This window comes from Bacillus sp. FSL R9-9410, from assembly GCF_038050385.1.
In the GTDB taxonomy this organism is placed as follows: domain Bacteria; phylum Bacillota; class Bacilli; order Bacillales; family Bacillaceae_G; genus Bacillus_A; species Bacillus_A cereus_U.
In genome coordinates, this window is record NZ_JBBOTV010000001.1 from 3,008,142 (window position 1) to 3,022,430 (window position 14,289).

The following is a 14,289-nucleotide window of genomic DNA, read 5'->3' on the forward strand; positions in this document are numbered from 1 at the left end:
TCTAAAAAAATATTTTCTCTCATCTTTTTTATTTTTTGTATGTAATGGAATACTTTCCCTTAGCTATTGTCTCACATAACTATGTATTCAAAGAAAATTTTCTCAAGTCTGCAAATTAATTAATGTAGTACACTATTTATATAGTCACTTTTTAACTTTGTGTACATTTTATTTCGTTAATCTACTATTTTAAATTAGGAGATGAGATATGTATGTGTGGAATTACAGGTTGGGTAGATTGGAAAAAGGATCTTTCAAATGAACATGTTATTTTAGAAAAGATGGCAAATAGTATTCAGCATCGTGGTCCTGATGCTGAAGGATTTTGGTTTTCACCTCATGCGGCCTTTGCACACCGGCGTTTAATTGTTATTGACCCAGAAGGCGGGACGCAGCCAAAAACATTCCGTGCCGGTGATTATACGTATGCTCTTACTTATAATGGAGAAATTTATAATTTTCGTGAGCTGAGAGAGCAGCTTCAAAAATGTGGGCATGCATTTGAAACTCATTCAGATACAGAAGTGTTACTACATGCTTATTTAGAATGGAAAGAAGACTGCGTACAACATTTAAACGGAATTTTCGCTTTCGCCTTATGGGATGATCAGAAGCAACAATTATTTTTAGCACGCGATCATTTAGGTGTAAAACCACTTTTTTATACGGAAAGAAATGACAGTATTATTTTCGGATCTGAAATAAAAGCGTTATTAGCTCATCCATCTGTTCCTGCTGAAATTGATGCGGATGGAATAAATGAAATATTTGGATTAGGCTTATTTCGAACTCCAGGATGTGGCGTCTTTAAACATATTCAAGAAGTTCGTGCTGGACATTCTATAACATTCACACGTGATAAAAAAGTAGTTAAGAAGTATTGGAATTTAGAAAGTAAGATCCATACAGACTCTACCCAAGACACATCTTCTCATATTTTATCTATCTTACAAGATACAGTAAAAAGACAATTAATTGCTGATGTTCCCCTCGTCTGTATGTTATCAGGAGGATTAGATTCTAGCGGTATTACTGCACTAGCGGGGAAAGAATTTGCAGCGGAAAATAAAACACTTCATACGTATTCCGTTGACTTTGTAAATAGCGCCAAAGATTTCGAGCTGACATTTGCTCGTACTGGTTTAGATGCTCCTTGGGTAAAACGCGTTTCTGAACATGTAGGGACATCGCACCATGATATTATTGTGAATGCTGAAGAGTTAGCAAATCACTTATTCGTTCCCCTTCACGCGAAAGATTTACCCAGTGCTGGCGAAATGGAAACTTCACTTTATTTACTATTTTGCGAAATGAAAAAAGATGCAACCGTAGCTTTATCTGGAGAATCTGCTGATGAAGTATTCGGGGGATATCCTTGGTTTCATCAAGAAGAACTATTATATGTAGATAAGTTTCCGTGGTTAACAAACTGGAAAAACACATCTTCTCTATTATTAAACGACGTAACAACTCAATGTAATCCTGAGCAGTATATTAATAAACGATTCCATGAGGCTGCTCTTGAAGTACCTACTCTTGAAGGTGAAAGTAAAAAAGAAGCGAAACAGCGTCAAATGTTTTATTTATTTTTAACACGATTCCTTCCATTCTTACTCGACCGTAAAGACCGTATGAGTATGGCTGTCGGATTTGAAGTTCGTGTACCGTTTTGTGATTATAGATTAGTTGAATATTTATGGAACGTACCTTTTAACGTCAAAAGTATTGATAATATTGAAAAAGGTATTTTACGTAGAGCACTGAAACCGGCTTTACCTGATGATGTGCGAAATAGAAGAAAAAGCGCTTATCCTACTTCACAGGATCCACACTATTTACAAACAATCCGCAATTTAACGCTTGATATGTGCAGCAATAAAAACAATCCTGTTTTCTCACTCATTAACCATTCCATATTACTTGCAATTGCTGATCAAAGTAACAAAGAGATTACCAATTTTGAAGCAAGAAGTGCTATGGAGTATATGCTACAAATAAATGAATGGTTAAAAACGTATCATATTCATATTGCCTAACAAAAAGGAGTTCAAGGACAAAAAACCTTGAACTCTCTTTCATTTATTAATTGGCACATTGTCTATTTTCAGTATCGATGGACCATCCAATAATAGTGGCACAATCTCTACCTTTCCACTGAAGTACATTTGTTAATACAGGCTCAATCTGTAAACAAGATCCGTCGTGTAATATTTCTACTAAAGATTGATCATCATCAAACTTTCGTTTATCACATTCTAAAATACCATCCGTTGCCATTACAATGTGATTCGTTCCTTTTTCTAATCCCCTTATCCCTGATGTAAAGCAAGGTGTATTCGCTGCAAAAACATTTTTTCTTCCTATGTATTCATAGTTCTTACGCTTATTTAGCCTACCTTTTCCATTTTCCGTTTGCTCTGAATGGAATAAATACGCGAAGCAATCACCAACTGATAGCCAATATAAGAACTCGCCTTTTCGTAAACAAATTAAACATGCAAGTTCCTCATCATCTTGGTCACATTTCTCGATAAAGAGCTCATCTGTAAATAACGCTAATAAATACATATGTGTATGATGAAAAGCTAAATGGATTGGGTATGAAAATAACTCTTTTAGTTTTTCTTCTCTTTCTGAAATCGCTTCTATTATATAATGTATATTTTTCGTTTTATGATGTGTATCAAAAATCATAACAAATTCAAATTCTAATTTCGGATCCCACCAAGCTAGCACTGCATCTCCTCTTTCATATGCATCACTCTCTTGATTTCCTCCATATACGCCGACTGAAAGAGGACCACATTTTTCAACATGTATTTGATCTACATACATCTTTTCATGACTAATCCATTTAAATGTATTCACAGCTATCATCCTCTCTCTTGCTAAATGTATACCTTTACACATAGATTACCTTATATTTCAATAAAAATAAACTTTTTCAACATTTTTATTGAAAATAAAAGGATTTTACTTCTGAATCAACGAATATATCTTACTATACGATATAAAAATAGGAGGATTTATCATTATGAAAGACATTAATCAACATTGGGAAAGTATTTATTATCACTTACGATATGAATATGAAGACAACCTTTCTCACCAAGCTATTCGTATTTTACAAATCGTTTCTCGTGAGAAAGATATAACAATTGGAAAAGTTGCTACTGAGCTTAGTCTCTCTCATAACACAGCATCTGAACACGTAAAGCGCCTTATTCAAAAAGGATTTATTATAAAAGAAAGAAACACACACGATGAAAGGGTTGTAAACCTTACTTTAACGAAAGAAGGCATTGAAGTATTAGAAAAGCATACTTTACTAGATAAAGAAAAGATAAAAATATTAGAATCACAGTTATCAAAAGAAGAACAACAATTAATTGAAAAAGCCTTTTCGTTATTAGCGAAGGAGGCAAAATATGCATTTCCTCGTTAAAGTAATCGTTTCGGCACTTATTATCGGCGTTATTACTGAAGTCGCTAAACATTATAGTACGATAGGCGGCTTTATTGCTGCCCTTCCACTCGTTAGTTTACTAAGCCTATTTTGGATTTCTTTCGAAGGTGGGAGTAAACAAGAATTAAGTCAATTCGCTTTAGGCGTATTATATGGATTTCCTGCATCCGCACTACTATTATTTATTGTTTATATCGGTTTAAAGAACTCCTTTTCACTTAGTACATCTATACTCTTCGGCATATGTGCCTGGTGTATCGTCTTTACTTGCCAAAAAGTATTTCAAGCTTAGGGGGAATTACTATTAATAGATCAATAGAGATATTTGGACAAACTGTAGAAGTATATATAAGAGGTAACAGTAAACAAACTGTAGTCATTCAAACAGGAATGAGTTGCTCATTTTATGATTGGCTTCCTATTATAGAAAAGCTTTCACAAAAATTTACAGTCATTTCATATCATCGCCCAGGTTACGGAAAAAGTGAGCTAGGAACTAATCGACGTACAACAATGCAAGTTGTAAAAGAACTACATATGTTACTACATGAACTAGATATTTATGAGCCAATCATTTTAATCGGTCATTCCTATGGAGGTTTATGCGCACAACATTTTGCGATATTACATGCGAATCAAATTGAAGCACTTATTTTAGTTGATTCTACTTCCATGAACTTACACCGATTAGATGAGCTTCATTTACCAGTTTCAGATCAAACTGATTCTGATGATATTTGGCTACACAAATATCATACTTACTCCAACATGGATGCAGACGCACTTTATACTGAACTAAAACCTATGCTCGTCAATACAACAAAACAGCATATCAAATTTTCTACATCTCCTTCATTATATAAAGCGATAGCTTCTGAACTGTCCGAGTGGAAAAATTGTGCTCGCTCAATAAAAAAACAACATAAAACATTAGAAATACCATTAATCGTTATCGGTAGAGATCCTCAATATTCTATTGCTCAATTGATTGAGGGCGGTATGCCAAAAGAAGAAGCTACACAACTTGAAGATATGTGGCAAGAACTTATTCGTGAACAATTAAATCTCTCAATAAACAGCCAATACATTTTGGCTGAAGGTGCTGGTCACGGTATAGAAAATGATTGCCCAGATACTATCATTGAAACCATTCACTCATTGTAAATAAAAAAAGGAAGCAACTAAAGCTGCTTCCTTACTTATCTATTCATAGTCTTCTTCGTTATCATCAACTTCTTCATAATACGAACTCCCATTGCTTACATATATAGGACCATTCGCAACATCAATACGTAATACCCATGCCCATGGCACCGCTAAACGTTTATGTATTGCTCTCCAAAAGTTCATTGATTTTCTTTCGTACTCCTGGAACTCCTGAAGTAACTCTTTATAGGAGGAACCGTCTAACTGAATATTTGCTTCTAATAAACGAGAATGGGCATAGTACTGTAACTCTAGTTCAGCAGCAATCTCCATTTCTTCTTCCGTTGCCATACCTATAATTGCTCCATCTGCTGGTGCGATTTCATATACGTTGTGAACTTCAATAAGCCCTTCTTTCTCTTTCTCAAACATGTAAACAGCCTCCTTTAACAAATATTTTTTTATGTTACAAAGTCATACTTCTACAATACTTTCTCTCTTTCCTCTTTTTTTGATAAACTTTTACAAATTATTAATCTGATAACCCGTTTTCTCTATTCTTTCAGCAGAAATGAAACGATTATTATCAAAAGTTAATTTGTACACATCAGGCATATGAAGTGTTTTCCAAAACTGAAAATCATATTTCGAATCAAAATAATTCATTATTAATACCATAATATTCCCATGAGTACCTATTACAATATTCTTCCCTTTATATTTCCCCATTATATTTTACATACATAATACAGCACGCCTTTGCGCTACATCACTTGATTCCCCGCCTTCGTATGCAAAAGTCCAGTCTTCCCACACCTTCTGAATAGCGTCATAAAAATCTTCTACTGGCTCTTTACTTAATAACCTTTCTCGTAAATCTTCTTCCAGTTGTATTGATAGTTTATTGGCATTCGCAATTCCTTCAACGGTCTGCATCGCTCTTTCGTATGGGCTAGAAATAACAACATCAACCTTCTCATCTTTTAACAAGCTTGTTATGTTTTGTGCATCTAACCAACCCTTCTCAGATAAGGGGCGTTCCCTTTCTTCCTTTGTATATGTAGAGTGAGCGTGGCGAACGAAATATATTGTAGTCATTTGTTCCTCTTCCTTTCTTAGTTTCAATCTATATTCAATGGAGTAAATAGGAAATCCTGTATCAGTAAAAGAAAAGGACGCTTTCAAATAAGCGCCCGTTGTTTACATAATAAGATTATTTCATTATAATTTTATTATGAATTCTTCATCTGTTATAGCATCTCGAATGAAGTAATCTATATTATTTCTAAGCTTTTGGTATGTAATTTGATTATCTATATTATTAAACATTATTACAACCTCATCCTTATTTCCCTTTTTATCTGTAGTATACAAACTTTTTGTCAATACGAATGCGGTAGAACCACCTTTTTGACCAGCATATTCGAATTTACTATTTTGAACTGTTCCTTTAAAAACATTCTCCATTTCATCTTGCATTGATTTTGAAAAATAATTTCTACTATTTATCTTTTCCATTAAACTCAAATAATCTTTAGCATTTGCACTCACTAATCTATCTGACCAAATACGTTGGAATTCCATATCTATTTTTAATGGGATATCTCGCTTTTTCCATTCTTCTTCATCTTTCATCCATTCATGTATTTGTAACACATGTTTATTATACTCATCATTAGACATGTTACGTATCATTTCTAACGATTGATCCTCTGGAACATGAAGTTCTTTTTCTACGTATCCTCTCATATATAGTGAAGCAGTATACGAAGAGAACGTATCATGACTAGTAAGCTCTAACTCTTTTATACTTTCATTTACCCTATCTATCCCAAGTTTCTCTAATAAATATGTTGTATTTGCATTAGAACTATAATGAATCATCCCTTTGGAAACTTCTTCTAAAGTGATTTGTTCACTTTTCACTAACTCTCTAGCTTTGGCATCTTCTAACCATGCAGGATGCGCTCCACCATCAGTATCTTTAACGTAGTATTTTTCTAGTTCTTTCAATGAAATTTGTTCATCACGGTGGATTTTTCCTTCTGACACTTGTTTAGCAAACTCAACTGCTATTACGATTTTTGCCATACTTGCTAATGGTAATTTTTTATTTTCATTTACAGATGTTACTACTTCACCATTTTTTCTAATAAGTAATGAACATGTTTCATCACCTTTATGTTCTTTTATGTAGTTTAATACATAATCAGGATCTTCTTTTGACAAATAATATTTCATAACTGCAAAGAAAGCTATAACAACTACTATAATAACTCCCGCGATTATCCCTATAATCTTTAATATATTCACAATGTGCCTCCTCTAACAAATTGCCTTCTATATATTAATTATACCGAAATAAATTACAATTTTATACAAAACAGAATAACCCTTCGTCATAAACAAATCAACAAATGCTCCTCCAATCATCGCCGGTAACTGTGTTGACGTTACTTCATACGCAACATTTTTCTCGTCTCTTTTAAAAAAGACATTTTTTCTTGAATCAAAGAAAAGATTTGGCGTTCCTGAGCTTTTCTTTAAATTTTTATTATCTGTAACATAACCTGAATTACTCATTTTATCCCTCTTTCCCACTCCCAACATTCTGTACTTAACGATGTATCGTATGGGGAAAATAGATGATATGTGCCTATTCAGCACATAATAAAAAAACATGCTTTCATAAAGAGAGCATGTTTTGTGATATTCTTCACATTGTTTAGTTAAAAAATAAATTTTTTACTTACCATGATGTAACATTAAATCACTAAGTTCTTCTTCAATGTGATTTAATTTCGCAACTCCTTCTTTCCATTTATGAATATAACGTGAAATCCCTACGAAAAATAAAATAATAATTGTGGAAAGAATAATACCATACACGATAGCTACAGTACTCATAGTTACACTTCCTTGTAATTAGTTATATTTTTATTATAAACCTTTTTCTTTTAAAATACTTCGATTTCAACTTTTTGTAACAAAATTGATTTTTCTAACAATAACAAAAGCGAACTTACCATCTAATTTCCCCCTTATGAATTGGCAATAGCTCAATTTGTTAAAAAACGTTCAAAAAAGGAAATTTTTTCACAAAATATACAAAACTTCACCATATGTACTATTACCATATGGGTTATATTATTTAATAGTATAAAGTGAAACTTTAATTAGTGGGGGTTTTGTCCATCCCCACTGATTATTAGCCCACACCAATCGGGCTTTTACGGACAGTTAATGCGGGATAAAGGGGATGATACAATATGACGACTTGGTTTATTGTACTGTTAGTTGTTTTTGGAGCATTTAAAATTATCGTTTCTAGTCTTCCAAACTCCGTTATTGAATCAATTATTAGCCGATATGAAACACATCCGCAACTGGATGAAGAAAATGCTACTGTAACGATCAACGGAAATAACTTAGAAGGCGATAAGAAAAGTAAAATTATTAATGATTTTAACGAAGGTTTATTTTTAGATCGCTATTATGCACCACCACATAATGAGGGCACTCCTTTAATTATAAATGCAAAACGTGGAAAAAAAGATTTCATATTTTATATTTATAGTCATGAAGAGCATGTTGATGTTGTCAAACAACATAAAAAGAAAGTGGTTGCTTATAGTTTACGCTCTAAAAATCTTCAAAATAGTGATATGTTCGTGTCAGCTGATTTAGCTTAATGCTCTTTTATTAATTTAATTTATATATACGAAAAAGGAATCCATAGACATATGGACTCCTTTTTTCATATTCACTGAAAAATAAGCTCTGTCTTCAAACTATCTTTCGGTAACAACCATCCTTTTTTCTCTATACTCGCCAGTAATAATTCTCTTTGTTTTTTCGCAATACTTTCTTCACTTGTTTTAAATGATACTTCTATAACGAAGTCATCTTCTACTTTTCCTGTATCACTAAGCGGCCAAACTTCAATATTCGTTTTTGTATTTTCAAACTCCCCTGTATACCGTTTCATTAATACAGGACCGTAAATACGGGAGTCCCTTAACATCTCTTCTCCCCAATTCGCATACAGCCATTTATTCATTTTTCCTGGTAACTTCTCTATTAACATGTTTTTAGATGTTTGTTCATTTGGTAAATCGAGTACCCCATACCCTTTAGCACTGTAGCTTTTCTTATTTGAAATACTTAATGTCTTTTTCTCAAATCCCCAATCTATTTCTGCCTCATAGCTATCAGTTTTACTATCAAATCCATCCTTTTTAGCTACTTCTATTGCATCTTGAATTGCACCATTTTGAATAGGATATCTTTTTTTATATGTTAGCTCAAAATCTTTACTAAATTCTTTCTTTCGAATTCTAGCAAACCAACCTTCCTTACTTAAATTTTTATTCACCGTATCTAAAAATTGCACTTGTATTTTTTCATAGTTTGTACCAGTTTGAAAATGTTCTAGCACCTCTTTCTTTATACTTTTATCACTATTTAGTACTTGTTCTGGCTTTAATAATAACTTCACTTCAAAACTAGGTTTCATTGGACTAGCAGCAAACCCTTCCTTAACGTTATTAAGGAAACAACAAAAGAAAATGCTTACGAATACAAATACCTTTTTCATATACCGATCTCCTTTACATTTTAAATTACTTCTATACGTTCCATTGCAAGTGAATATATATTTTCATATCCTGCTGTACTAAGGTTTTGCTGTAATCGATCCGTGTCCTCTTTAAGAGCATGTACTAACACCGTATGTTCTGGTAATAATTTATTTAACATCGTCTTAACGTCACTTATACTTTGATGAACCTTATATGGAACTCGCTCTACCCTACATTCTCTACCTACACATTCTTTCATCACCTTTTCTGCGAAACTTCCTTTCGCAATATGTCCAGTAAAGATAATGGAATTTCGTTCTTCATGCCGAAGTTGTTCATAATATAACTGCGCTCGTTTCGTTAGCATATTCGCATCACTCATTATAACTATTCCATAACTATTTTGCGTACCGATGTCATTATCCATAACTATTATGTTTCTTTTTAAACTCTCCATAATCCATTCAAGTTCTTCATTATTTTTTATCCAATCTTTATATACGAACATCTCTTCAAATCCAGCCAAAATTTCTTTATCTACTATAATTGGAATTTCTTTATATCGTTCATATAAATACAATACTATATCTTGCGCCCTACCAAGTGGAGGCAGCGGTAGTAATGCTATTCCTTTATTTTGCGCAACTCGTTCAATTTCTGCACATAATTCGTCTACTCGTTCCTTTTGTGAAACATCATCAGTGTGATAAGCAGCATCTACAATAGCAATTTTTATATCTTTTCGTAATTTCTCAGGTAAATTAGCGCGTAGTATATTAGATTCTGCTGAATAGTCCCCGGAATAAAAAACGTATGTATTACACATATCCACTAAAAACCAAACAGCCCCTAGAACATGCCCACTATATCCCCATTGAAAGCGTAACGTAGGTGTAATGTGTATCCACTCATTTGGATTACTAATCTCATCAATACATACATAATTTAAATCTTTAATATTTTGATCGGTATAAGGTAAATTCCACCCTTGCGTCAGATTGTAGTTTCTCCATTTTTTATAATAAACTGGAAGTTGCTCCTTCGTATAACGAGTCGTCCAAATTTTTTTCTTATATCCATACTTCGTCAATAAAGGTAAACCCATCGTATGATCTTCATGAATATGTGATAAAAATACTGCATCCAAAAATGGAACAACCTCGGTCTCTATTTTGGGATAACTATCCTCATATGATCGATTAATACCACAATCCAATAGTATTTTCGTCTCTTTATTTTTTACAAAATAGCAGGAACGACCGTATTCTCCCGCTCCTCCCCATACTTCCATCCTCATCATGCTACCCCTTTTCGTTTTTGCTCCATATGTTGTAGAAGTAATAAGCACATTGTTGTAAGCCCAACAGAAACAACAGCCATTGCCATTCCTATAGATACTTCTCCTTGTTCAAATTGAGCAAAAATAAACGTTGCTGACGTTTCTACTGATGGAGGTAGTACGAGAAGCGATGCTACTAACTCTCTTATCGAAATCGTAAATGTCATCGCCCATCCAGCAAGAATGCCTGGAATAATAAGAGGCAATATTATTTTTCTAAAAATGTAAATATAATTTCCAGAAAAAACGCTTCCCGCCTGTATAAGAGAATCATCAATTTGTCCGAGCGAAGCTTTTACATACTGCACCGTATAAGGTAGAAAAAGAACCACATACGTTACGATAACCATGACAGGTGTATTGTAAATTGACATAGGCATATATGGTGAATTCCAAAATAAAATAAGCCCCACAACCATCACTATTCCTGGTACCATATTCGGTAACATGCCGCACATATCAAGCCATTTTTCAGAGGACTTTTTCCCCTTTCGAATCATAAGTGCCAAAAATACGCCAATAATTACAGCAACAATCGCCGTTACGAGTGAAAAAAGAAAACTGTTCCATAAAGCTTCTAATCCCGGAGAACCAATTGTAAATAATGCTTCATAATGGCTTATTGTAAAGTTATTTAAATGTAAGCCACCGCCTCTTAATTTCGATAAAGAAGCTATAAGTATAGAAAAGTATGGGATACCAATTGCTACTATTAGTAAACTAATTACATAAACCCATGCTATAAAACGTGTAAATATAGACAAAGTATACCTTTTAGATTTCACACCTTTTCCACTAACCATTGCATATGAGTACTTTCGGTTCAATACATTTTGCATATACCAAATGAGCATACACGCACTAAGTAATAAAGAAGATAATGCTGTGGCACTACCAAAATCAATCGGCCAACTTGAAATAAATTTATGAATCTCTGATGTTAACACATGAAATCCTATTCTACGTCCGAATGTAGCCGGTGTTCCAAATTCAGCAATCGTCTTTACGAAAATGAGTAAAGCACCCATTACATAACTTGATAACAATAACGGCAATATTATTTTTCTTAAACGATAGAAAAAACTTCCACCATGAACTGCTGCAGCTTCTTCTTTACTACTCCCAATTTGAAGTAACGTGTTTTTCAACATGAAGTAAAGGAATGGGAATAAATGCAGACTCATAATTAAAACCATACCGCCTAAACTAAAAAATGATGATGAAATCGGCTTTAAATCCGGAAAAAATTGTTCAAAATAACCGTTAGGTTGCATGAACAAAATCCATCCCATCGATCCGATATACGGCGGGGTCATAAATGGGATCATAAAAATAATATCTAACTTACTATACTTTCCTACATCTGTTTTGCTCATAATGAACGCCAATGGAAATGCAAATATTGTAGCTCCTATTACAACGAGTACACCTAGAAGCATCGAATTTAGAAAAATTCCAGCTAATCCACCACTCTTCATGACTTCAAAAGGCTTTAAAAAATTCCAACTGCTATTTTCATATACACTAGAAAATAAAATGAGAAAAAGCGGAATGACGATTAACATCACCACAAGTAACAATGCTACTGTCATTCCAATTTGTCTTACTGATACGAATCGATTTACCATGTAATCACCATCTTATTGAAATACTTTCTTAAACTGTTTTCCTACTTCATCCTGTTCTTTCCCAACTGTTTTCCAATCAACGTTTAATACCGGAATCTCTTCTACATTCGGTCTATTTTCAGCTTTTATATCTTTTCTACCTGGCAATAAATACGCTTTAGAAATTTGTTTTTGCACATCATCTGATAATAAATAATCAATAAACTCTTTTGCACCTTCTACATTTTTACTATCCTTCATAATGCCTGCTGCCCGTGGACTAATGACTGTTCCGCTTTTTGGATATACGATATCAACCGGTTCACCCTTTGCTTTTGCACTGTACGTCATATAATCAACACCAGCAATTACCATATCTTTCGCACCTGTTACAACTGGATCTAACGCTTCTTGGTTTGCCCCTGCTACTGTAACTTCATTTTTCTTAAGCTGTTCAAATAACTTCCATCCATCTTGTCCATTCTTTTTCACGTATCCTGTTACAAAGTCTAAAGCCGAACCTGAAAGCGCTGGATCTGGAAGATTCACTTTCCCTTTCCATTCTCCTTTTGTTATATCGCTCCAGTCTTCAGGCGCTGTCTTCACATTTTTTGTGTTGTACACAATTCCTAATGCTGAAGCACTATATCCGAAATAATGTCCTTTATCATCCGACCATTCAGAACGAAGCTTATCAGCTTGTTTCGCTTCTTTATAAGCTAACGTTTGCCCATCTTTCTTTAATCCTTCCATAGCTGGTAAAGAAGCGAGTACGACAACGTCAACGACTGGATTTTTCTTTTCAGCTTCCATTCTCGCTAAAATCTTACCTGTTGTTCCTTGAAACATTTCCACTTTTATACCGGTTTTCTTTTCAAAGTCCTTTTGAATTTTTTCTGCTAATCCTTTCGGTCCTGCACTATATACAACAATTTTCTTTTCATCAGAATTTTTATTTTTTGCATCTACATTACCTGTCTTTGAGCTACAACCTGCTACTACAGCAGAAAATAGTAAAGTACATACAAATAAAGACTTAAGCGAACTGAATTTCTTCATACGATTCTCCCCCTATATGATGAATACATTTTTTTGGTACATATAACGATACCGGTTTACCGATGCTTAGCTTACTATTGTTATAAGCTGTCCATACACCGAGTGTCCCCATATTTACTTTCACTTCATAACGTTCTCCTACATATGTAACGTGCTGAATTTCACCTGTATACATGTCGCACACGTCATTTTTTGTCCAGCTCACGTGCTCTGGGCGAATCATTTGTTTATTCTCTACAAGCCAATTTGCTTTACCAACAAACTTTGCAACAAATTCATGAGACGGTTTCACATAAATATTTTCTGGTGTTCCTTTTTGTAATACTTCCCCTTGTTTCATTACAATAATTTGGTCTGACATTGACATAGCTTCTGTTTGATCGTGTGTTACATACAATGCCGTTAAACCAATGGAATGAACGATATCCATAAGCTCTAAGCGCATTTCTTCTCGTAAAATTGCATCGAGTGCACTTAACGGTTCATCAAACAAAATAAAATGAGGCTTTGTTACGATTGCTCTAGCAAATGCGACACGTTGCTGCTGTCCGCCAGAAAGTTCGTGTGGATATCTTTTCTCCATACCTTGCAGGCGAACTCGCTTTATCGCATCTTCTACCTTTTCGCGTAAATGATTCGTTTGCTTTGTAGCCCTTAAACCAAATGCAACATTTTCAAAAACAGTCATATGCGGCCATAAAGCAAAATCTTGAAATACCATACCGATATTCCGTTCATGAGGAGATGTTTTTACCTTTTTTGTAGACGAATACATGCACTTATCTCCAAAATATATTTCTCCTTTATCCGGTTCTTCAAGTCCTGCAATCATTCTAAGCAAAGTCGTTTTCCCGCATCCTGAAGGTCCTAAAAGTGTGGTGAATTCCCCTTTTTTCATTACAATCTGTAACGGCTTTAACGCCTGTGTTTTTCCAAATGCCTTTTCTAATCCATGAATTTTAATATCCATCGTTTCACCTCTCTCCCCTCATTCTTAACCTGCTTTCATTCTATCTGGAAGATTTATACTGAATGTTAATGTACTGTAAAGATTAAATTAAAAAATCTCTAATAAACTATTTATTTCTATAG

General features: G+C 33.9%; 14 protein-coding genes and 2 pseudogenes. 5 read left to right on the plus strand and 11 right to left on the minus strand.

Going from position 1 to position 14,289, the window contains the following annotated elements:
• The first annotated feature begins 212 nt into the window (after positions 1 to 212).
• The gene (gene asnB, locus MKX77_RS15600; RefSeq protein ID WP_341307173.1) at positions 213 to 2,036 is read left to right on the plus strand and encodes an asparagine synthase (glutamine-hydrolyzing); all 1,824 of its coding nucleotides are present in this window, start codon (positions 213 to 215) and stop codon (positions 2,034 to 2,036) included.
• Between the two features lie 46 nt (positions 2,037 to 2,082).
• On the opposite strand, the gene MKX77_RS15605 is transcribed toward asnB, so the two are convergent.
• Positions 2,083 to 2,910, minus strand: coding sequence for a protein phosphatase 2C domain-containing protein (locus MKX77_RS15605; RefSeq protein ID WP_341307174.1), 828 nt, complete (start codon positions 2,908 to 2,910; stop codon positions 2,083 to 2,085).
• Between the two features lie 124 nt (positions 2,911 to 3,034).
• On the opposite strand from MKX77_RS15605, the gene MKX77_RS15610 reads away from it, so the two are divergent.
• The 3 genes from MKX77_RS15610 to MKX77_RS15620 are packed head-to-tail and all read left to right on the plus strand — an operon-like array spanning position 3,035 to position 4,630.
• Entirely contained in the window at positions 3,035 to 3,445 is a 411-nt protein-coding gene (locus tag MKX77_RS15610; RefSeq protein ID WP_341307175.1) for a MarR family winged helix-turn-helix transcriptional regulator, read from the plus strand.
• Positions 3,429 to 3,758 carry a DUF3147 family protein gene (locus MKX77_RS15615; RefSeq protein ID WP_002086410.1) on the plus strand — a complete coding sequence of 110 codons (330 nt, stop codon included), beginning with the start codon at positions 3,429 to 3,431 and terminating at the stop codon, positions 3,756 to 3,758. Before MKX77_RS15610 ends, MKX77_RS15615 begins: the two co-directional genes overlap by 17 nt.
• The gene (locus MKX77_RS15620; RefSeq protein WP_341307176.1) at positions 3,710 to 4,630 is read left to right on the plus strand and encodes an alpha/beta fold hydrolase; all 921 of its coding nucleotides are present in this window, start codon (positions 3,710 to 3,712) and stop codon (positions 4,628 to 4,630) included. Before MKX77_RS15615 ends, MKX77_RS15620 begins: the two co-directional genes overlap by 49 nt.
• 39 nt (positions 4,631 to 4,669) lie before the next feature.
• On the opposite strand, the gene MKX77_RS15625 is transcribed toward MKX77_RS15620, so the two are convergent.
• The 5 genes and pseudogenes from MKX77_RS15625 to MKX77_RS15645 form a co-directional block, all read right to left on the minus strand.
• Entirely contained in the window at positions 4,670 to 5,044 is a 375-nt protein-coding gene (locus MKX77_RS15625) for a hypothetical protein (protein ID WP_215555888.1), read from the minus strand.
• A 90-nt stretch (positions 5,045 to 5,134) separates the two neighbouring features.
• Positions 5,135 to 5,710 (minus strand): annotated as a pseudogene (locus MKX77_RS15630) (histidine phosphatase family protein).
• A gap of 123 nt (positions 5,711 to 5,833) precedes the next feature.
• Positions 5,834 to 6,925, minus strand: a complete 1,092-nt coding sequence (locus MKX77_RS15635) for a serine hydrolase (protein ID WP_341307177.1) — start codon at positions 6,923 to 6,925, stop codon at positions 5,834 to 5,836.
• A 75-nt stretch (positions 6,926 to 7,000) separates the two neighbouring features.
• Positions 7,001 to 7,222, minus strand: a pseudogene (locus tag MKX77_RS15640) (cupin domain-containing protein); the annotation flags it as partial.
• Positions 7,223 to 7,357: 135 nt separating this feature from the next.
• Positions 7,358 to 7,519 carry a hypothetical protein gene (locus MKX77_RS15645; protein ID WP_002011945.1) on the minus strand — a complete coding sequence of 54 codons (162 nt, stop codon included), beginning with the start codon at positions 7,517 to 7,519 and terminating at the stop codon, positions 7,358 to 7,360.
• Between the two features lie 362 nt (positions 7,520 to 7,881).
• On the opposite strand from MKX77_RS15645, the gene MKX77_RS15650 reads away from it, so the two are divergent.
• Positions 7,882 to 8,304 carry a YfmQ family protein gene (locus MKX77_RS15650; RefSeq protein ID WP_215555884.1) on the plus strand — a complete coding sequence of 141 codons (423 nt, stop codon included), beginning with the start codon at positions 7,882 to 7,884 and terminating at the stop codon, positions 8,302 to 8,304.
• Positions 8,305 to 8,375: 71 nt separating this feature from the next.
• Here the strand turns inward: MKX77_RS15650 and MKX77_RS15655 are convergent, their stop codons facing one another.
• From MKX77_RS15655 to MKX77_RS15675, 5 genes are read right to left on the minus strand one after another with little or no spacing between them, the layout of a single operon-like run.
• Positions 8,376 to 9,209, minus strand: coding sequence for a hypothetical protein (locus tag MKX77_RS15655; RefSeq protein ID WP_341307178.1), 834 nt, complete (start codon positions 9,207 to 9,209; stop codon positions 8,376 to 8,378).
• 20 nt (positions 9,210 to 9,229) lie between these two features.
• Complete coding sequence (locus tag MKX77_RS15660) at positions 9,230 to 10,492, minus strand: MBL fold metallo-hydrolase (RefSeq protein WP_341307179.1); 1,263 nt, start codon at positions 10,490 to 10,492, stop codon at positions 9,230 to 9,232.
• Positions 10,489 to 12,159 (minus strand): ABC transporter permease, encoded by a 1,671-nt coding sequence (locus tag MKX77_RS15665; RefSeq protein WP_341307180.1) that lies wholly within the window; start codon positions 12,157 to 12,159, stop codon positions 10,489 to 10,491. The genes MKX77_RS15660 and MKX77_RS15665 overlap by 4 nt, the downstream gene beginning before the upstream one ends.
• A 12-nt stretch (positions 12,160 to 12,171) precedes the next feature.
• Positions 12,172 to 13,197 (minus strand): ABC transporter substrate-binding protein, encoded by a 1,026-nt coding sequence (locus MKX77_RS15670; RefSeq protein ID WP_215555880.1) that lies wholly within the window; start codon positions 13,195 to 13,197, stop codon positions 12,172 to 12,174.
• Positions 13,175 to 14,167, minus strand: coding sequence for an ABC transporter ATP-binding protein (locus MKX77_RS15675; protein WP_341307181.1), 993 nt, complete (start codon positions 14,165 to 14,167; stop codon positions 13,175 to 13,177). Before MKX77_RS15675 ends, MKX77_RS15670 begins: the two co-directional genes overlap by 23 nt.
• Positions 14,168 to 14,289: the final 122 nt, after the last annotated feature.